Here is a 21,173-nt window from a genome sequence, read left to right as displayed (position 1 = left end):
ATGTGGTTTAATAACCGCACTTGCGGCCCCTTATTCCCACAAGTAAAAGAAGCTTTTTGCTCTTATTCCGATTTTTTCGGTTCTTTAGAAAACATAAGAAGTCTTTTAGCGAAAGCTGAAGAATCCATTAGAGCCTTAACGGGATGTTCGCCGGAAGATTATGTTTTTAGATTTTTAGGGAACGGCGGACATCCCGCTTCGTCGTTATTTCCTGCCGTTTTTTTAAATTCTTTGCGACATCAAGGTAAAAACGGTTTTTTAATACCTGCTACCGCCGAGAAACAATACATTGCTACGGTAAAAAATATGCAAATTTACGGTAGTCAATATGATTGGGTTCCTTGTACGGACGGAATAATAAAACAAGAAGCTCTTATTGCTTCACTGTCACCTAGAACTCTTTTATTCTCTTTTTCTTTGGTCAATGGTCTTACCGGTATTATACAACCGTGGGAAGAAATTTTCGACATTTGCAAACAAAGAGATATCTTGATTCATGTGGATATCTCCCATGGTTTAGGAAAAATTCCTTTAACGCCTTTAAATACTCAAGCAGATTTCATTTCTTTTTCTGGAATTTCCCTAAATGGGATTCCCGGAACCGGCGGTATTTTCATTAAAAAAAAACTTTTTCGTAATTTACAGGTCTTCTTTCCCGATTTTAACGAGACTCACCCCTCTCAAACACTGGCAGGTAATATTGCTCTCGGAGAAACGGCCTTATGTTTAGCTAAAGAAAGTGATTTTATAAATCTGGAAATCAATCGACTAAAACATTTACTTGAAGACCGTATTATTGACCGTATTCCGACTGCTTCCATAGTCTTTGAGGGCATCGATCAAGTACCGGATGTAACCGTTGTGCATTTTGAAGGAATAGCTGCCGAATCTCTCGCATTTATTCTCAATCAAAATCAAATCTATCCGGCTCTAGGAAACAACATATTCCAATCTCTTCCTGAAATTCTTCAAGCTTCGGGAATTTCTGCAACTCAAGCTTTTTCCTGCTTATCTTTTGCTCTATCTCCTTTCATTATCGAAAAGGATATCGCCTCGGCAATAACCCATATCGCCGGTGGAGTCGACAAACTTATGAGTCATATAACCGAGGATATAAGATATGACTTTTAAACCCGAAATTCTTTACGGCTGGGAATCTTACGGTCAAAAAGCCGTTAATAAAATTCTTTCTCCCCGTTGCGTCGGTACTTTTACCGATGAAGAAGCTCGTAATCAAGAATTGACCCTAATCAAAGAACACAAAGGACATGTTCTGGTCGGAAACATGATCCATATATATTGGTTAATCGATAGCGAAACAGGATTTATCGTTGATGCCAAATTTCAGGCATTCGGAAACCCTGCTCTGATTGCTATCGGTGAAACGGCCTGTGAAATGATGATCGGTAAAGAATACACGAACGCCTATAACGTATCTTTCGAAACTATCGATCTCAACCTCAAAGATTCTTCCGGGGTATCTCTTCCTTCATCCTGCATAATGTATTTCGGACTTATTATAGATGTTCTCGATGGTCTGGCCGAAAGTTGCACTATGATTCCCGGAATTCCTTTGTCTTCTTTCGTGTCTCGGGAAGAAGACAATCCTGATCTTGAATCTCTTCTGCCTCCGCTAAACAAGGAAGATTGGGAAGGTTTATCGGATGACGACAAAAAACAACGCATTCTAGTTGCACTGGAGGCTTGTATAATTCCTTATATCCGAATGGACGGAGGAGATATTTCCGTTCTTAACGTGATTCATAACACGGTAACTATAGCATACCAAGGGGCTTGTACGGGTTGTTACTCTGCCGTCGGTTCTACGTTAAATTCCATCATTGAAATATTAAAATCTTATGTGTATTCAGATATTGAAGTTCAAGTAGAAGAAAATTCTCTCTTTTTCAAACCTTCGGATGCCTGAGGCATAATTGAAATCATCCGTTCCCATCCATAAAAAATTGTAAATTTTTTTTATTTTTGTTACAGGTTGTTAAAAAAGGGGATAGATAACAAACGTGACGTACGGCAAAGATATTCTTAACCGGATCCATTCCATGATCCAAAGAAAAAAATTACTCCTCTTGATTCTTGGAGGCGTCGTTGTTTTCATATCTCTAAATCTAAAAATGAAAAATGCCCCTATAACTCCTTTAAATTCTCATTCGGAAAAAAAAACTTCGTTGCAAATGACCGATAAACCCTTTTCATTTTCGGGAATGATGAAATTCAATGAAAACGGAGAATTCGATCTAACGGGACAAAGACTTTTTAAAGAACAAATAGAAAGAGATTTAACTTCATTCAGTTTTATAGAATCCGCTAAAGCAGCTTTTTTCTTAGACGAAAATGATCGAGAACTATCCAAGCTTTCTTTAATTATTACTCCTACCGAAGATATAAAAATACTTACGAACAATCAGGTACACTCTCTTATCGGTTATATCAAAGGACATCTAGGACATATTCATACGAACATGATTTCCGTTACGGATCATAACGGAGTATCTTATTCTACGGAATTTCATCAAGAGGAACTTGCTGTCGAGCAACAAGAAAATAAAATCAAAAACTCATTGTCACTGCATATAAGTAACCTAATGCCGAAAAAACACTATTTTCTAAATTTTCAGTTAAAAAAAAACTCCAGAAATGATTGGGAAGGTTATCTGGACATCATATTAAATACCGATTTTTTAAAAACGATTTCTTCGAAATCCAAAGCATTATTAATGGATAATCTGATCAATAAATCCCAAACATTTATTTCAAAAGAAGGGCTGGTTCCCATTGTATCCGTAAATTCGGTTCCGTTTTTTTCCGAACATTCCATGGATACGAGACTTTTAAGACTCCCGAAATGGATTTTCGGAACCGTATATTTAACAATCAGCGGACTATTCATATTGGCGGCCTACTACTATCTGTTGAAAAAGACTACCTCTACCGGATCCGGTTGTTACGATATACCCGTAAGGGATAAAAAAAATCCTCTGAAAAAATTAGCGGATTTATTGAGCAAACAAGATGTGGATAAGGTCGCTTTAATACTCTCCTATCTTGATGAAAAGAGAACTCGAGAAATAAAAAACCTCCTACCCGAAAACATGCGCAATTTTTTAGATGAATACGGTAAATAACTTTATGAACGAAACCCAAAATATTCTCGATATCACCTCCGGCCCTCAAAAATCAAAATCCCATCTGGAAAATTTGATAAAAGAAGAGACAGCGAGAGCCTTCAAAGAGGGTTTTAAAGAAGGAGAAATCTCCGGATATGAAAAATCCCAAAATGAAATGGATATACTCATTAACATATTTAAAAAAGTAGTAAACAATCTCTTGGAAAAAACTACGACTTTAAAAACGGATATTCAATCCGAATTGATTACCTTTTGTATTCGCTTATGTGAAAAAATATTATTGAAACGATTAACGACGATCTCAGGTCTAACGGAAACCGTCTCAAACGTTATTTCCAAACATTTGGAATGTTTTCCGAAGTCAGTCAAAGTTTTTCTTTCCCCCAAAGATTTAAAAAAATTAAACGATTGGGCACGAAGAAATGATTGTCATCTACCTTTGAACGTGACTTGGTCTTCGGAAGAATCCTTAAATGAGGGAAGTTTCAAAATTAATACTCCCGATTCTCTTATATTTTATGATATACCAACTGAAATAGATAACTTACTCAACCACTTGGAATTATAATTGTATGCTCGAATACGACACCCGACTGGTGTCCTGGACATGTCCTAAGCAATGCGGTTATGTCTTAAGAATCGCGGGTACGATTATCGAAGTATCCGGTTTTAAAGGATTCATAGGAGAAGTCTGTTACATCTATGGAAAATCCGGGATGCTTACCACGATTGTTTCCGGATTCAATGAAAATATGATTCTCCTGACTGCCGTGTGCTCCTTAACGGCATTATCGCCCGGAGATCTCGTTTATCCCACAGGATTGCGTCATCGAATCCGAGTCGGCTATGAGCTTTTGGGAAGAGTGATTAATTCCGAAGGACACCCTATAGACGAAAAAGGACCGATTAAAGGGAAACGACGCTTAGTGGAGAACCCTCCTCCTCCTCCTCTCAAAAGACAACCCATCACATCGGTATTCGAAACCGGAATAAAAGTCATAGATGCTTTCTGTACAATAGGCATCGGACAAAAAATAGGAATTTTTTCCGAACCCGGTTACGGAAAATCCACCTTACTGGCTCAAATTTCGAAATCACGCACTTCGGATCTGAACGTCATTGCCTTAATTGGAGAACGAGGAAGAGAAGCTCAAGAATTTATAGAGAAGTTAGGGGAACAACGACTTAAAAAATCCATCCTTGTTTTATCGACATCCGATGAAACACCGGCCTCTAAAATTTTAGCAGCTAATTCGGCTATGTCCATAGCCGAATACTTCAGAGATCTGAATTTGAACGTGCTGCTCATTATGGATTCCATATCCCGTTATGAGCAATCTCTTAAAGAGCTCGCCGTATCTTCCGGTTCTCAAAAAAATTCAACGCTTTTCCCTTCGGTAAATCTTTCTTTGGCTCAATTATTGGAACGGACCGGTAATACGAAGAAAGGATCCATAACGGGAATTTTTTCTGCCTTATCTCAAGAAAAAACAATGGAGCCGAATCCTTTCAGAGTTCATTCTTTCTTGGACGGACATATCATTCTTTCAAATCCTTTGGAAGGATTGTTCGATTATCCTTCCGTTAATATAACGAACAGCTTATCCAGAGTCATGTCTTCCATAATATCTTCTTCACACCTAAAAGATGCCGAATATCTGAAAACATTGCTGAAAATTTATTTAGATTCCCGTGATCTGATTCAATTAGGTGCTTACCATCAAGGCGTCAATCCACTCTTGGATAAGGCCATCAAAAAATTACCCTCTATTCAGATGTTTATTAAACAATCTTTTAATGATTATTATTCATTCCAAGAGGTTGTAACCGAACTACAAAATTTGATCTCATCGTGACGGAACTAAAACCGATTTTTTTAAAGTTATTTTTTGTTGATAAGTGTCGATTGCTCCACCAAGCAGGGACACTTTTATCCGAATTATCGTCGAAAAAATACGAATTGGAACAAATTGAAACTTTGCATCAAAAATTATCCAAAATCAAAACCAATGAATTTTTTTCCGGTAGAAATGTCGCCGAATACGATTTTTTTTTAGAAAAATCGGAAAAAAACAAAATAAATATACGCAATCATATCAAAATCAAAGAAAAAAAATTGTATGAAATCCATAAAAAGCTGGAAACTGCTATAACTAAAATAAGAATCGCTAACCGAATAAAAATCGAACAGTACTTCAAATGGAAAAAAAAAATAATACAGCAAGAGGTTGCTAAACATGCCTCCTGCCTCGAGTCGTGAGTATATAACCGAGAAAATCCGTCAAATCAATCAATTGCATGTTTTTGATAATTGGGATGATTTGACTCTTTTACAGAAAGAAAGAGTATTTCGGCAAATTGAGCGGTTAGATTCGAAGTTTTTTCTTTATCTTCGCAGACTATTGACTCAAGGTAAATCGGTAAGAAATTTCGAACCTCCTTCCGATTTTGTATTGGTGGGGTCTGATGGGGATTATTGCTCTTTAGGGAACCGTTTATTACAAGAAAAAAAAGTTGCTTGTATTGTTCTCGCCGGAGGACAAGGTTCACGTTTAAAATACGACGCTCCCAAAGGATTTTTTCCTGTCTCTCCCGTAAAAAAGAAATCCTTATTTCAACTGATTGCAGAAAAAACGAAATCGGCAAGCAAATGGGCTAATCAAGACTTACCTCTAGCCTTTATGGTTTCTCCGCTTAACGCCGATAAGATCGTCTCTTATTTCCGAGATAACGATTATTTCGGCTTAAATCCTTCACAAGTCGATTTTTTTTGTCAGCCACTATGGCCTCTCTTGGATGGTTCCGGAAATTTATTCTTTGAAGAATGTGATAAGATCGCCTTCGGCCCCAACGGTAACGGCTGCGTAGCAAAAAATTTATTTCAAAGTCCTATTTACGGGAAATGGCGGGAGATGGGAGTGGAAATGGCTAGCATTATCCCTATCGATAACCCTCTTGGACTCCCTTTCGATGCCGATCTCTTCGGTTTTCACAATAAGCACCGCAATGATGTCACCATCAAAGCTTCATTCAGACAAACCCCTAAAGAAAACGTCGGTATTTTGGCGAGACAGCCCGAAACGGGGAAAACCATTGTCATTGAATACTTCGAAATCTCCGATGAACAACGCTTTTCAATAAATTCTGAGGAAACGTTGACTTATCCGATTGCCAATATAGGCCTGTATTGCCTTTCCATGGACTTTATCAAAAAGGTTCATCATGTTCAACTACCTATATATAAAAACAAAAAATCGGCTAAAATTTGGAATCGCAATTGTGATGATAAAAATCAGTCTAAAATTATCGATTCTTGGAAGTTTGAGGAATTCGTCTTTGATTTATTTACTTTTGCAGATAAATGCGGTACCTTAGTTTATCCTCGAGCCGAATGTTTTGCTCCTCTAAAAAATTTGGAAGGTAACGATAGTTTGATTACCGTTCATCAAGCTCTTTCTCAAAGAGAACGACAATTGTTTCAAGATCTCACTGGAGTAGAATTATCTCCAAATGCGACATTTGAATTAGATGCCGATTTTTATTACCCTTCGGCTCTGAATTCCGTTCATCAATGGCGAAAAAAAGCGTTCTTTGAAGAATCTTTTATTGAGGCCTTATGATTAAAAAAAAAATCACCTGTCTCGGTTTGGGAATATGGGGCTTCTGTTTAGCCAACCTATTAGCCGAAAAGGGTTATCGAGTCGTAGGCTGGTCCCATAATAAAGCGCTGTTCGATCAACTCATACATAAGGGAGTTCATCCGAAAATTCCGGATTTTCAAGTCCATGAAAATATTGAATTCTCCGATAATCTAACTGAAGCCATCGCCGATTCATCAATGATTGTTGAAAGTGTCACTTGTGCCGGTATACGTCCGGTATGTAATCAACTGAAAAAAATTTCAGAAGAAATTAACGTTCCTTTCATATTGACTTCAAAGGGAATCGAACAAAACACCGGTTTATTTCTAAGTGACGTCGTAATAGAGATTTTCGGAGAAAAAGCAAAAAAATACATCGGATGTCTCAGCGGGCCATCGATAGCACAGGAAGTCTTATGCAATATGCCGTGTTCCGTTGTTTGCAGCGGATATGATACTTCCGTCATTTCGGCCATTCACGAAGCCTTTTCTTCACCAAAATTTCGTGTTTATCCGAATTCCGATATTAGAGGCGTTTCCTTAGGAGGCGCACTGAAAAATATCATTGCTATTGCTTGCGGAATTTCCGACGGTTTAAAATTCGGCGATAATGCAAAAGCCGGTCTAATAACCCGAGGATTACATGAAATTCGCAAATTCGCATCCGTCCTGGGTTGCCGTATCGACACTATCAACGGATTGTCCGGTATGGGCGATCTTTGCGTGACTTGCTTTTCGAAATTAAGTCGCAATTATCGTTGCGGCAAATTAATTGCCGAAGGATTGACTTTTGAAGAAGCAAAAAATAAAATCGGTATGGCAGTAGAAGGAGCTTATACGGCCGTTTCGGCAAGTCAAATCGCTTTACATCATAAAATAGAACTTCCTATCACCGATACCGTTTATAAAACCCTCTATGAAGGATTAGATCCTTTTGACGGAGTCAAACTGCTTATGCAACGTCATACGAAGGAAGAGTACCTTTAATTTTACGAAGTGACTATTTAGAAAAATTTTTATTGGTCCAATAAAAGAAAATGGTTAAATTGATTTCAGTTGGTTATATTGGCGAATACTGACGACAACCGCAATTAATAAAGGATTCGATTTACGCTATGTCACTTTTTAAAAGCATACGGACTTATTCTATCAAATTTTTATTGCTCTTTATTTGTATTATTTTTTCCAAACAAGCTTTCGGGCTTTCTTCAGGTAATCCTGCTGATCCCATACTCTTATCACGTACGACTTGGGGTAATGATTCGACTTATAATTTATTGATCTCGTCGTCTTGTGCACGTTCGATTGCGGATTTCAAAATATCCTCCCGATTCGGTTTCTCGGGAAATTATATTTATTCTGAAAGTGCCGGAGTTAAAGAAGTTCCTATTATCTTGATTGCAAACGGACCGACTCTTTACAAAGAACTTCAGGTCAATAATATGACGATTGCCAGTAGCGGGGCAACCGGAACCATTACTATTCAAGATACCAGTAACTGTTTCACACCTATTTGGGATATCGATTTATATGGAACTATCGGGGGCTTATCGGCCTATTATCGTTTACCTATGGCTGCCTTTAGGATTCCGACGGCTTTATCCGCTCCTACGGACGGAGTAATTGAAGTACAAACGAATTACGGCTTTATGTGGCATCTCGGAGCTAAAAAAGTCTTTTGGAAAGACGGCAATAGTTTCCTCTCTGGGGGTGTGGATTATAAGCATGCTTCCTGTCCTTTGAATTACGTAATACTCCATCAAGCGGCGGAACCGGAACTTTTCATAGAACATGAAGACGATACTTCAAACAATTCCATAGGATACAAGGAATGGTCGATTAACGTGGGGATTGCGACACGTGTTACCAATAATCTCGTACCTTATGTTAGCCTAGCTACCGGAAATACGTACTTCAAAGCCGGATCTCCGGAAAAACTGTTTACTCAATTAACAACAGCTTTTCCGGATTTGAAATTCTTAATGAGAAAAATTAAAAATACTCATCATTTAAACGTAAACGCAGGACTCAGTTACGTCATTCAAGACAGCGCGAGCCTCAATCTCGAGGGTACCTGGGGGTATCAAAGAGCCGTTTCTTGCCATTTCAAAATTCAACTTTAGACGAATGTTTATCGTTTGATGTCAGAGATAATGCCCTTATAGATTTTGTGCAAAGTCTTTAAAGAGGTAGCAACTATATTCCACTCCTGTTGGATGGCGGCCATCTCGAGTTGCACTGCCATTTGTTGCGTTTGAGCTAAGTCACCGTAAGACTGTAAATCGGAATTACAAGTATTGAAAAACGGTAAAAAACCACCTTTGATTTCCCCTGTGGTGACATTGATTTCTCCATCAACGACATTGCCTTCCGTTTTTTTTAACATCGGCATAATGGTCTCGGCATTCAAAATTTCAAAAGCTCCCCCAGCATCCGGGCCTAATGGAGACAAATCCAATCTATTCAACAAACTGACCAGATCACTAACTTGTTGTTCCAGGATTTCAAGATGTAATTTGTAGCCGTTTAATTGAACTTTGATACTCTGTTTCTGTTCATCGGAAAGATCACCATACGACGTCAATAACAATCCCATCATGTTATCTATTTTCTGATTCAACATGCCGATTGTTTCAAGATCTCTTGCACAAAAACTTTTTTCTCTTATTATTTTATTCCGAGCGTCTTCATAACCCTCGGTATAAACATTCATGCTTTCGGTCTGAGACAAATAACCACACAAATCATAATACAAGGGAGCAGAGTTGAAATCGGCTAAATAACCGAATAATTCGGAAACTATAGACTGCCCGATCGTCGAAAAATGAAATTCTTTAGCAAGAATCTTTAAATCATCATCTTGACGAGGCATATATTTATTCAATAATATGCTCGCAAAAGCCGATTGTAAGGGCATGTCTTCCAAAGAAATCATCGGTAGATCCGCAGGAGCAGGAGCAGGTACCGCGGCAAATTGTTCCGCCTCTTTCATTAACGCTTTTTCATCAGCTTTACGACAATCTTTTTGATTTTTTTCGCTTATTAACATTGTGATAAGAGAAGCGGCTTGGCTGTTTTCAATAAGAGATTTTTTAAATGATCTTAGAATTTGTCGATCGACATAATGATTTTCTAAAAATCTCAAAAAATATTTCAAACTCTTAGACTGCTGTTCCAATTGCATAAAATCGCTGTACAAGTTTAACGAAGGCTTCATAATGCCTTGTTTTTCGGATTCAAGATGATTCTCGAAAATAATTCCCGTCACCGAATGATGTACTTTATTCACATTAAAAGAGTCCATAAATCTTTATCCTTACTGCTTAATTTTTCGAGTGATACCTGAATAAATCTGGTTAATAATGCCTAGAGAAGTAGAAATAATCGTCCATTCCTGTTGAACGGAAGCTATCTCTAACTGAAGAGCCAGCTGCTGATTTTGGTTAAAATCGCTATAACCGTGATGAGCGGATTCCAAAACGGTTTGAACAGTTTGTTCCCCCCCATAGAATATGCCTACCTGTCCTCCGTCAATTACAAAACTCTCATACAATGATAGAAGACGAGCCCATCCTTCAGGCCCCACGACATCAAAAGCTTCATAAGTTTCAGTCGGCTTTTCTTTGGCTTTAACGGTTAATCCTGAAATGAGGTTATACAAAATACATAAATTCTTGATAAGAGACTCAAAATTGTTTTTATAACCGCTCATCACCTTTGATAACTCTTGCTTCTGGACGGTTGAAAGAGCGGTATCCGCATTAATTTCAGACTGAATATCCTGAATTGTCTTAATAGCTAATTGAGCCCTGGCTATATCTGCCTTACATCTTGTCATCTCATCAGACAAAACTATTTGAGCATTTCGAATAGCATTCTTAATGCCCGCAAAATTCATCTGCCTAAAATAAATAGTACCGGCATAGTACACATCGGCGGTCTGAAAACGACGACAAAAATCTAGAATGCGATTAATGTACCCGGCCGCTTTATCCGAAAAAGATAATTGCACTCCTAAGGATTGCAGATAAAACTCTTGCTCAGGAAGATATTTATCCAACATTAAAGAAGCCAAAGAAGTCTGTAGAGGCATAATAACTACGAAATTATCCTGAGCTTCAACCATGACCGGATAAAACGACTGTTTGTCGATGTTTAAACTGTCCAATGAAGCCTTAAGATTATTGGTTGTCAGATTTTGATCCGTTAAATATTTTTGATACTTATCAAAATAATTTTTATAAACAGGAGCAATCAAATTAGTATAATCGGATAAACTGAATTTACGCTCCTTGATCACAAGCTTATTAATTCCGGAAATAAATTCATTGCTCGGAGTCCATTGATTGTCAAAGACATTCCGACCCATATAAGTAACCAGTTCGCCTCTCCCAATAGCTTCGATCGCTATATCCAATCTCCTTTTGAAAGTAGTAAGACCGGATAAATTATATTTGCCCGAAAACTCTCGTATTAGCTGTTGTAAATCAGCTCCCGTGACTGAAGGATTTTTCACTTTCTCAATACAAGCAATATGCTGGAGACAACATAAAGCGATTATATCTCCTAATCTTACGGTAGGCGTTATCAGAGCGTTATCGAAAACCTGAATAATTTCATTTAAAATATTTTGAGCTGTGGGAGATACTCCGTCGTATACTTGAGGTAAATCAAAATAAAGCTGAGTAATCCCTTCCAACGATCGAACTAAAGAAAAAAGACTAGGATCATCCAAAGTTTTCAAACCATCTATATAACTCGGTTCAATAGACCAAGTAACATTCACGAAATTACGAAAAGTATTGTTTAACTGCGAAACTAATTGATTCATTACTTCCGCCTCTTGAATCTCTCCTTCGACGGCAGTTATTTGATCATCTAAAGGTTGTACGGCTTGATAAAGATTAGTCTGTATTTTCTGATAAATGTCTATGATCCCTTGCCAATAGACTTTCATAAAATCCTTATCCGATACTGCTTCGAGATCTTGTGCCATTACTTTAGGAAGTTGATCTAAAGTAGTTTTTTGATCAGCCGATAAACTAGGATATGCCGACTCTAAAATAAGAAGTATGCCCAAATATGCCGATAAAACCTTAGCTTCTTCCGGGGTGCAATCGATACTTAATTTCGCATTAAGCGCTAGTAAACCGTCAATGGCGATTTTAATATTTATATTTTCGACTTCAGTAGGCAAAGAAGCTCCGATAGCCATCGACCAAATATTTCCGACCTCGGAAAGATCCTTTCTTTCGTATCTACGTAAAAGCTCTCGATAAAAATTAACATTATCGGATCGATCATTTTTAAGAACGCCGAGAAGATGCTTGAGATCACTGACTTGCGAGTTTAGATATTGAAAATCAAAAGAGACGGTTTTTAACGAATCCTCCAAATCTAAAGGATCCCCTGCTAAAGCCGAAGTTACCTGTTTGGCATAATTAACAAAATACAGTGGAGCGGTCATAAAATATTCTTAATACTTTTATTCACATTTTAAAAATAAAATTATTAAAAATAAATTATTATAAATAAAAATTATTAAATAAAAAATTAAGATATAAAACTAAAACAACTTCGAACTATTATTATTTTAATTTCGATTCTATTGAATCAATCGTCCGCAATAAAACCGAAGGACATTTATCACCGAACATCAATAAATAATTACGAATATTTTCCATTTCTTCTTTCCACAATAAAGGATCGATACCTGTAAGATGCTGAAAATCTTTTTCGTTTAAATCCAATCCTTCCGTATTCAATCCGGTTTGATTCGGAAGACGTCCTATAGGACTTTCTTGATAAATTCCCTCTTCCTGATTCGTTCTTTTAAAAATCCATTCCAAAACACGGACGTTGTTTCCGAATCCCGGCCACACAAATCTACCTTCCGAATCTTTTCTAAACCAGTTTACTCCAAATATTTTAGGTAATTTCAGATCGTTATGCAACAAGGGTAAGCTTAACCAATGATTAAAGTATTCGCCCATGTTATAGCCGCAAAAAGGTAGCATGGCAAAAGGGTCATGTCTTAACTCTCCCTGTTTTCCTACTATTGCCGCTGTTGTCACGGAAGACATACCGGCACCTATTAAAACACCGTGATTCCAATCCAAAGCTTCATAAACTAAAGGAATCGTATCGGAACGCCGACCTCCGAAAATAATGGCATCTATCGGGACGCCTTCGCTTTCATTCCATAAAGGATCCAATACCGGACATTGTTCGATTGGAGCGGTAAACCGTGAATTCGGCTGAGCCGCCGGCTTATCTCCGGGTTTCCAAGGTTTTCCAAGCCAATCGATCAGACCTTCCGGAGGGACGTCAGTCAGACCTTCCCACCATACGTCTCCTTCGGAAGTAAGAGCAACATTCGTAAAAATAGAGTTCTTACTGCAAGAAGCCAATGCGTTGGGATTCGTCTTGGCAGCGGTGCCGGGAGCAACTCCAAAAAAACCTTTTTCGGGATTGACGGCATACAACCGATTATCAAAACCTATTCTCATCCAAGCAATATCATCCCCTACACACTCTACCTTCCATCCGGGTAAAGTAGAACTTAACATAGCCAAATTCGTTTTACCGCAAGCACTAGGGAACGAGGCAGCAAAATATTTCTTTTGTCCCTCAGGATTCGTGACCCCTATGATTAACATATGTTCTGCTAACCAGCCTTGATTTTTTCCGATATAAGAAGCTATGCGTAAGGCAAGACACTTTTTACCTAACAAAGCGTTGCCTCCATAACCGCTTCCGTAAGACATAATGCTGTAATCATCCTGAAAATGTGCAATATAAGTATTTTCAGGAGAACAAGGCCAGGCAACGTCTTTTTGGCCGGAACTCAAAGGATAACCGACACTGTGTAAACATTTCACAAACCGGCCCGTTTCACCTAAAGCATCTAAAGCAAGCTTGCCCATCCGCGTCATTATTTTCATAGAACACACGACATAAGGAGAATCGGTAATTTCAACACCTATTACGGAAAACGTAGATCCGATAGGAGCCATGCTAAAAGGAACGACATACATAATTCTTCCTTGCATGCATCCCTTGAATAATTTCAATAAACGATCTCGCATGACCTTCGGTTCTTCCCAATTATTAGTAGGTCCGGCGTCTTCTTTTTTATCGGAGCAAATAAATGTTCGTTGTTCAACTCGAGCTACATCTTCCGGAGAAGACCTTGCCAAAAAACTGTTCGGACGTAAAGCAGGGTTTAATTGAATCAATGATCCTTTTTCAACCATTTGACGACACAAAGCTTCATATTCTTGATCCGACCCATCACAAACCATTATCGAATCGGGAGTAACCAATTCAGCGATTTCTTGAATCCAAGATTTCAAAGACTTATTCTTTATCGAAAGTTCCCAACTAAAGCCCATAGTTTAAACCATTGCACCTTTTCTTTTTTTAAACTTATCGAGGTTTTCCAAAGCCTTCCCAGTCCCGAGACAAACGGCTAATAGCGGATGCGGTGCTATAATGACCGATAAACCGGTATTTTTCGTCAGCGCTTTATCCAACCCTTTTATCAAGGCACCCCCGCCTGCCAGCACCATCCCTCTTTCTACCAGATCGGCAGATAATTCGGGTGGACATTTTTCTAAAGTCAATCTGACACATTCAATAATCTGTTGAATCGGTTCCGCTAAACATTCTCGAATTTCAACGGAATTGATACGTTTCGTTACAGGTAATCCCGCAACCTGATCACGTCCTCTGACCTCCATTTCAAGCTCTTTATCTCCTAACGAGAACGCAGAACCTATAGTAATCTTAATCTCTTCCGCAGTTCTCGGACCGATCATCAAATTATAAGTACGTCTCATGTAATTGATAATACATTCATCAAACTCGTCTCCGGCAATTCTCAGAGATCTCGACTCTACGATACCTCCTAATGAAATGATCGCTATTTCAGTAGTTCCACCACCTATATCGATAATCATACTGGCAGCCGGCTCATGAACCGGTAAATCCACCCCTATGGCAGCAGCCATAGGTTCTTCAATGAGAATCACTTCCTGCGCTCCTGCGTGAAGCGCGGAGTCTTCAACCGCACGTTTCTCAACGCCGGTAATTCCGGAAGGAACGGCTATTAAAATTTTAGGACGGAATAGACTCCTGGAGGGAGTAACTCTTTTAATAAGTGCTTTAAGCATGCCTTCGGCTATTTCGAAATCGGCAATAACACCGTCTTTCATAGGACGCACTGCCAATATCTTTCTGGGAGTTTTCCCCAACATGGCTTTGGCTTTATGTCCGACGGCTAAAACTTCATTCGTTTGAGCATCAACGGCAACAACGGAAGGCTCGCTAAGCACAATCCCTCGTCCTCTTACATAAACCAAAGTATTGGCCGTTCCTAAATCTATACCGATATTACCCGAAAAAAAATTGAAGAACTTATCCAATCGACGCAAAGTAGTATTGTAAATCACGTTGTACATGGTTCTGAAACCGGGATAGTTTTTATGATGAGCCATATATTAAATCTGAAGTAATTCCAATACTTCTTCCCAAGTCAATTTGGAAATAACCTCATCATCCGAATTGATTACTTTCTTTACAAGACTCTTTTTCCTGTTCTGTAAATTTAGAATCTTTTCCTCAATGGTATTAAGAGTGACTAATTTATATGAAGAAACCGAACGATTTTGACCGATTCTATGTACCCTATCCGTTGCTTGATTTTCAACGGCAGGATTCCACCACATATCATAATGAATAACCGTATCGGCTCCTACAAGATTCAAGCCGGTTCCTCCGGCTTTCAGAGATACCAAGAAAACGGGAATGGTAGAATCTTCATTAAATTTGTTGACTATTTCCAATCGATTCTTAATGGAACCGTCCAAATAAACGAATGGAATTCCTCTGTCTTCCAAATCGGATTTTATGATAGTCAACATTTTCGTATATTGGCTAAATACTACAGTCTTATGACCGCTCTCAATCAAAGAATTTAATAAATCAATTAACATATCATATTTTGCCGAGTCACCGGGTTCGGGTTTATCTTTAGCAAAGATAGCCGGGTGACAGCAAATTTGTTTCAAGCGAGTTAACGTAGCTAAAACATGGATATGTATCTTATCGAAACCTTCCTGTTTCACTAACCTAGATAACTCCAATTTAGCACTTGCCGTGAATGATTGATAAAGCTCTTTTTGTGAATCGGTTAAGTGACAATGATATAAAATTTCAGAAACCGGAGGCAAATCTTCGAGCACATCTTCCTTCATTCTTCTCAAAATAAAAGGAGCTACCTTTTTCTTGAGAGAGTCCATATTATCGGACTTGTTGCCCATCAATCCGCATGTTCTGATATATTTACCTACGAATTTATCGTACGTGCTCAAAAAGCCGGGCATCAAGAAATCAAATAAACTCCACAATTCCTCCAAAGAATTTTCAATTGGAGTACCCGTAAGAATAAGTTTATGAGAGGCTTTTATTAATTTGACCGATTTGGCATTTCTCGTAGCTCTATTTTTGATATGATGAGCTTCATCAAGAACTACGTAATCAAATGCCATTTCTTTATAAACGTCTATGTCTTTTTGCAGTAAATTATAAGAGGTGATGATAACATCATAATCGGGTAAAACGGCTAATTGCTTCCGCCTTTGAACCGGGACGCCGTCCACTACTAAAGTCCGTAATTCCGGATTAAACTTACGAAACTCTTCTTTCCAATTGTAAACCAAAGAAGTAGGACAGACTACGATAGATCTTCCCCCTTGCTTTTCGAAACGACTCTGAGTAACAGCAATGATTGCTTGTAAAGTCTTACCTAGTCCCATATCATCGGCAAGTATACCGTTTAAGTGCATCTTTCTCAGACGTTCAAGCCAATGGACACCCTCTTTTTGATAGTTACGTAAAACGGCTTTTATTTGAGAAGGAATTTCCTGAACGGAGAAATCGATGTCACCGTTAATTTGCTTTTGAATTTCAAGTAACGTGTCCGTAATCTGAAAATCAACAGGAAGATTGATGAATTGTTTTTCGGAAATATCGGTTAAACTCCAAAGCGGACAAACTTTCACGGTATCGTCTAAAACAGAAAAACCGATTTCGTTGAATACCTGAACGACGGGAGCTAATTTTTCCAAATCCAAAACTAAAATACACGGCAATCCGGCACTGCCTTGCCGCGTCGTGCGTTTACCTTGTTTTCTTTGATTGTTTTTGGAGGGTAACTCCAAGAAACATTTTTTGGAACCGATACAATCCCATAAAAGATCAATGCTAATGCCTTTCAGTAAACCGTGTACGACCAACTCCGCTTCATAACACCCGATAACTGAAGATTCTCTAAGTCGCAACTCAAATCCAGTTTCATCATAAATAAATTGTTCCGAAAGATTTTTTGGACAGTTGAAAACGATTCTATGTTGGTTAAGAGGAACCGTTTCAGTCATAAATTCAACAATTTTTTTCTCGCTCTTAATTTTATAATTGCCGTCTCTCTCGTCATAGATAAAATCGGAAAAAACTTCTTCCAAAATCTTTCTTTCCTTAACGAGATTTCTTGCTAAAATTCCTTCCGTACCGATAAATGCCGTAACATCTTGATATTGTAACAAAGCCGGAGAGGCCGATATCTTTATATCGCCATACAGGAAATATAACCTAGCTTCCAATTCACCATCCAAATACACTAGATCGCAAATGCATTTGATTTCGTCCACCCAAGGCAAGGTCACGAACGAGTTCAAGGACTTAATATTTGCCACTTCAGCATATTCCTGAAAAATAGGTAAAGAATTCTCTCTGAAAGAACCGAAAAGAGCTTCCGGTACGGTAACCTCTCGTAACCGAGTTAACGAGCGCAAATGCATACGTCTGATTTGAGGAGTAAATCGTCTATAAACACCTCCATGAATCAAACCGGGATCATCCGATTCCAAAAGAAAAATCTGCTCAGGCTGTAGTTCCTCTTCGTCTATGACAATCGAAGGCGTCATCAATAATGCTTTATAGGGCGTTTCGAAATAATCCAAAGTAAATTTTACCTTTGCAGGAGACGTTGACCAATACAAAGGCTCTTCCAAATTGCTGCAAAAAATATTCGAAAAACATTCCTTATCAAAAGAATAAGTATGTTTTTCACTCATGTGTAGATCATAAACCTTGGATAACACGACACCGAGAGAAGGAGGAAAAATATGTGCGACTCTTAAAAATTTTTCATCGGTTGCATTATTGGTATATCGAGCATATCTCAATAACAAGCCAATCAAACGTCTATCCAATTTATTGAAAGAACTCATCGTAAAAAAGTGCCTCTTCCCACCTAAAGAAATCGGTTCCTGATACAAAACTCCTTCTAAAAAGGATTTTACGTTAGGAATGCAAAAGGGCTTTGTCCTATTCGGAAATCTCAATACCAATTGAAAATCTACGGGTTGACCGTGAACGAATAATTCTCCGTTAGAAGACGCCGAAACGAAAACCATTGCCAATTCGGCAACGTCTTTTTCTACTCGTTCGGGCGATAGGAAAAAGGGATTGGCACTTAGAAGATGCGAGGCATGAATATATTCCTTAAGGATTTCTTTTTGATATTCTCTGTCTCTCCGCTCATCTTCTCTAGTAGCGGCATGCTCGAAAGCCTGTTTAAGAGCCTGTTTAACGTCTTCGTTTATATCTTCGTTACATTCAATGTCTGTTTCTCGAGAATAAGAAACGACTATTTCATTAAAATGATCTTCCAAATAAAATAATAAGGCTATGATGTGTTGACAATCATAGTTGTAAGTACAATCGCAATTGGAATCGATAACGTTCGATTCATTTCGATCAACCTCTATCTCACACTCATAAATATTATTATATAGGCCCTTGACTTTAGCGGCTAACCGTACCGTATCTCCATCTATGGACAAAATTTTGGCACTGAGAATAGCTTTCTGTTCGTAAAGTTCTTTCCCTTCTTGTAATATATTGGTCGAAAAATCTCTTCTTAACTTGCGGAAGTTGAGCATTTACCCTCTACAATATTTCCTGGCGTTCTTACTCGTTATACCAGTTCACTATTACTGTTTAGCTTCTCTAAATCAATGAAAAATTTTAAAAACGAATCAATACTTCAAAAAGACAAAAAAATAAAAATAATATTTTACAGATGCGTTCTCGGTTAATGTGTAACGAACAAATGTTATAATATTACCGTCTCGCACTACCTCGCAAAAACCTTTCTGTTAAGTCATTGCCAAAAAAAAATGAAAAATCTAGAATCCTTTACCCGCTGCGGGTGTAGCTCAGTGGTAGAGCGCCACGTTGCCAACGTGAAGGTCGTGAGTTCAAGCCTCATCACCCGCTTTTTATTTCGAGGATATTGTGATTAAAAATTTCGAAAACGCATCTTATCGTTTAGAATTGGAAGAACTTCCGGGTTGTCGGGTTTCCGTAGACATAAAGGTATCTCCGGAAACCGCTCGCGACGCGCACAAAAAAGCTTTGAAAGTTTTAAAAAAAGATATGAATCTGCCTGGATTCAGAAAAGGGAAAGCACCGGACGAAATCGTTGAGAAAAGTCTGGGGCAGGAATTGTCGAAAAAAAGAGCGCAATTCGTAGTCGAAGGTGCTTATAAAGCCACCCTTGAACTATCGGGTATTTTTCCGCTTTCAGGAAGGCATGTCGATACGGTTGATCTGATCAGTTTCGATCTAAACGAAGGAGCCTGCGTTCGATTAGCCTATGAAGCCTTTCCAAAAGTTCCGTCCGTGGAATGGAAAAATGTCAAGCTGCAGGAAAAGGAAGAAGTTTTGACGATTTCAGATGAAGATCTGGCTAAAGGTCTTGATGAAATTCGATTCTTTTTAGCCAATAGGGTTTCTTTAGGAACATCAGCCGTTGAAGGAGACTTTTTAACTTTATCCCTTTTCATTGGCAATCAAGAGGGAGAAAAAACTCCTATTTTTCGAAATCAGCTTTTTAAGCTTTGTGATGATGAAATGACTCCGGTCTTCAAGGACAAGTTATTGGGATTAAAGAAAGGCGATACGATAACGGATACGGTATCGTATGCCGATTTGAAAGATAGTTTAAGGGGCGATACACTGGTCTTCGTGGTAGATGACGTATTGAAACTCGAATTACCGGAATTAACGGACGAGACGGCACGAGCTTTAAAAGCCGATTCCCTTAACGACCTTAAACAAAAGCTCAAGATCCAGTTGGAAAATCGTAAAGCGGACGAAATCCGATCCAAGCGATTTATGCTTGCCGAAACCACTCTTGCTCAATCCATTGATTTTGAGTTACCTCAAACGTTTCTGAAAGAAAAAACGGATGATTTTCGACGAGAACGATTAATTCATCTTCGGCTTGTCAAATCACAAACAGATGATGAGATCGAACGACAGGAAGAAGAAATTTCCGCTTATGCGCGCCAAAAAGCAGAAGAGTTCGTGAAACTTACCTTCTTGGCTAAACAAGTTTTTACGCAAGAAAAGTTAGGTTATTCGAGAGAAGAGTTACAACATGCGATAGAAATGTGCTCGCGAGAAAAATTCGGCGGCACTCCTCCTCCACGGGATCTTTCCAATCGAGACATTCAGGAAATTGTGGATACAGCTAAAGAACGGCTTGTTTATCGCAAAGCGATCGAAGCGGTTCTGGAAAAAGCTGTTAAGTCCCTTCAATAAGTAAAGACTTTTCGAGTTTGAAAAAGCTTGACCTAACGACTTTCTAAACATAGAATCCAGTGTTTATTGAATGTATCGTTTATTAAATCAACATCAAAGGTTTTTATTATGACACTTGTACCATATGTTGTAGAGGACACGGGACGCGGCGAGAGAGCCATGGATATTTACTCTCGTTTGCTGAAAGATCGGATAGTCATTATCGGACAGGAAATTACCGAAGGTTTGGCTAACATTGTGATTGCACAGTTACTGTTTCTTATGTCCGAAGATCCGAAGAAAGATATTCAAATCTTTATTAATTCTCCCGGAGGATATATCAACGCAGGATTGGCTATTTTCGACACCATGCGATTCCTGGGTTGTGACGTTAACACTTACTGTATAGGACAGGCGGCTTCCATGGGAGCTCTTCTTTTATCGGCAGGGACCAAAGGGAAAAGATTTGCTCTTCCTCACAGTCGAATGATGATTCATCAACCTTCAGGAGGAATCATCGGAACCTCAGCCGATATTCAGTTACAAGCGGCAGAAATTTTGACTTTGAAAAAACATTTGTCGAACATTCTATCCGAATGTACAGGACAGTCCGTTGAAAAAATCGTCACGGATTCCGAAAGAGATTTCTTTATGGGTCCCGAAGAAGCAATTGCTTACGGTCTTATCGACAAAGTCGTTGTGTCCGCTAAAGATAAAGAGAATAAATAAAACCGTAG

15 protein-coding genes and 1 tRNA gene are annotated in these 21,173 nt (G+C 38.5%); 11 read left to right on the top strand and 5 right to left on the bottom strand.

All coding sequences use genetic code 11. The annotated features are described in order from the left end of the window. From RSA43_03905 to RSA43_03870, 8 genes are all read left to right on the top strand, one after another. Positions 1–1,131 carry an aminotransferase class V-fold PLP-dependent enzyme gene (locus RSA43_03905; GenBank protein MEG2496424.1) on the top strand — a complete coding sequence of 377 codons (1,131 nt, stop codon included), beginning with the start codon at positions 1–3 and terminating at the stop codon, positions 1,129–1,131. Continuing rightward, positions 1,121–1,927, top strand: a complete 807-nt coding sequence (locus tag RSA43_03900; GenBank protein MEG2496423.1) for an iron-sulfur cluster assembly scaffold protein — start codon at positions 1,121–1,123, stop codon at positions 1,925–1,927. The genes RSA43_03905 and RSA43_03900 overlap by 11 nt, the downstream gene beginning before the upstream one ends. 133 nt (positions 1,928–2,060) lie before the next feature. Continuing rightward, complete coding sequence (locus RSA43_03895; protein ID MEG2496422.1) at positions 2,061–3,143, top strand: hypothetical protein; 1,083 nt, start codon at positions 2,061–2,063, stop codon at positions 3,141–3,143. 4 nt (positions 3,144–3,147) lie between these two features. After that, on the top strand, positions 3,148–3,714 hold the full coding sequence (locus tag RSA43_03890; protein MEG2496421.1) for a FliH/SctL family protein: 567 nt from the start codon (positions 3,148–3,150) through the stop codon (positions 3,712–3,714). Positions 3,715–3,718: 4 nt separating this feature from the next. Next, positions 3,719–5,002 carry a FliI/YscN family ATPase gene (locus RSA43_03885; GenBank protein ID MEG2496420.1) on the top strand — a complete coding sequence of 428 codons (1,284 nt, stop codon included), beginning with the start codon at positions 3,719–3,721 and terminating at the stop codon, positions 5,000–5,002. Between the two features lie 381 nt (positions 5,003–5,383). Further along, positions 5,384–6,766, top strand: a complete 1,383-nt coding sequence (locus RSA43_03880; GenBank protein ID MEG2496419.1) for a UTP--glucose-1-phosphate uridylyltransferase — start codon at positions 5,384–5,386, stop codon at positions 6,764–6,766. After that, positions 6,763–7,773: an NAD(P)H-dependent glycerol-3-phosphate dehydrogenase gene (locus RSA43_03875; protein ID MEG2496418.1), complete on the top strand. Its 1,011-nt coding sequence runs from the start codon at positions 6,763–6,765 to the stop codon at positions 7,771–7,773. Before RSA43_03880 ends, RSA43_03875 begins: the two co-directional genes overlap by 4 nt. A 128-nt stretch (positions 7,774–7,901) precedes the next feature. Beyond that, positions 7,902–8,909 carry a hypothetical protein gene (locus RSA43_03870; GenBank protein MEG2496417.1) on the top strand — a complete coding sequence of 336 codons (1,008 nt, stop codon included), beginning with the start codon at positions 7,902–7,904 and terminating at the stop codon, positions 8,907–8,909. A gap of 8 nt (positions 8,910–8,917) precedes the next feature. On the opposite strand, the gene RSA43_03865 is transcribed toward RSA43_03870, so the two are convergent. From RSA43_03865 to RSA43_03845, 5 genes are all read right to left on the bottom strand, one after another. Next, a complete protein-coding gene (locus tag RSA43_03865) occupies positions 8,918–10,090 on the bottom strand; it encodes a CT620/CT621 family type III secretion system effector (GenBank protein ID MEG2496416.1) in 1,173 nt (390 codons plus the stop codon). A 12-nt stretch (positions 10,091–10,102) separates the two neighbouring features. Then, a complete protein-coding gene (locus RSA43_03860; GenBank protein ID MEG2496415.1) occupies positions 10,103–12,253 on the bottom strand; it encodes a CT620/CT621 family type III secretion system effector in 2,151 nt (716 codons plus the stop codon). A gap of 121 nt (positions 12,254–12,374) precedes the next feature. Continuing rightward, on the bottom strand, positions 12,375–14,180 hold the full coding sequence (locus tag RSA43_03855) for a phosphoenolpyruvate carboxykinase (GTP) (GenBank protein MEG2496414.1): 1,806 nt from the start codon (positions 14,178–14,180) through the stop codon (positions 12,375–12,377). Between the two features lie 3 nt (positions 14,181–14,183). Further along, a complete protein-coding gene (locus RSA43_03850) occupies positions 14,184–15,248 on the bottom strand; it encodes a rod shape-determining protein (GenBank protein ID MEG2496413.1) in 1,065 nt (354 codons plus the stop codon). Positions 15,249–15,287: 39 nt separating this feature from the next. Continuing rightward, entirely contained in the window at positions 15,288–18,791 is a 3,504-nt protein-coding gene (locus tag RSA43_03845; protein MEG2496412.1) for a DEAD/DEAH box helicase, read from the bottom strand. A 265-nt stretch (positions 18,792–19,056) separates the two neighbouring features. Between RSA43_03845 and RSA43_03840 the strand changes: the two genes are divergently transcribed. From RSA43_03840 to RSA43_03830, 3 genes are all read left to right on the top strand, one after another. After that, positions 19,057–19,128, top strand: a tRNA-Gly gene (locus RSA43_03840). 18 nt (positions 19,129–19,146) lie between these two features. Next, positions 19,147–20,457: a trigger factor gene (gene tig / locus RSA43_03835; GenBank protein ID MEG2496411.1), complete on the top strand. Its 1,311-nt coding sequence runs from the start codon at positions 19,147–19,149 to the stop codon at positions 20,455–20,457. Between the two features lie 108 nt (positions 20,458–20,565). After that, positions 20,566–21,165 (top strand): ATP-dependent Clp protease proteolytic subunit, encoded by a 600-nt coding sequence (locus RSA43_03830; GenBank protein MEG2496410.1) that lies wholly within the window; start codon positions 20,566–20,568, stop codon positions 21,163–21,165. Positions 21,166–21,173 lie beyond the last annotated feature (8 nt).

This window comes from Victivallaceae bacterium, from assembly GCA_036659455.1.
Lineage (GTDB): Bacteria > Chlamydiota > Chlamydiia > Chlamydiales > Chlamydiaceae > JAVXCN01.
This window is presented reverse-complemented; position numbering and strand designations above follow the sequence as displayed.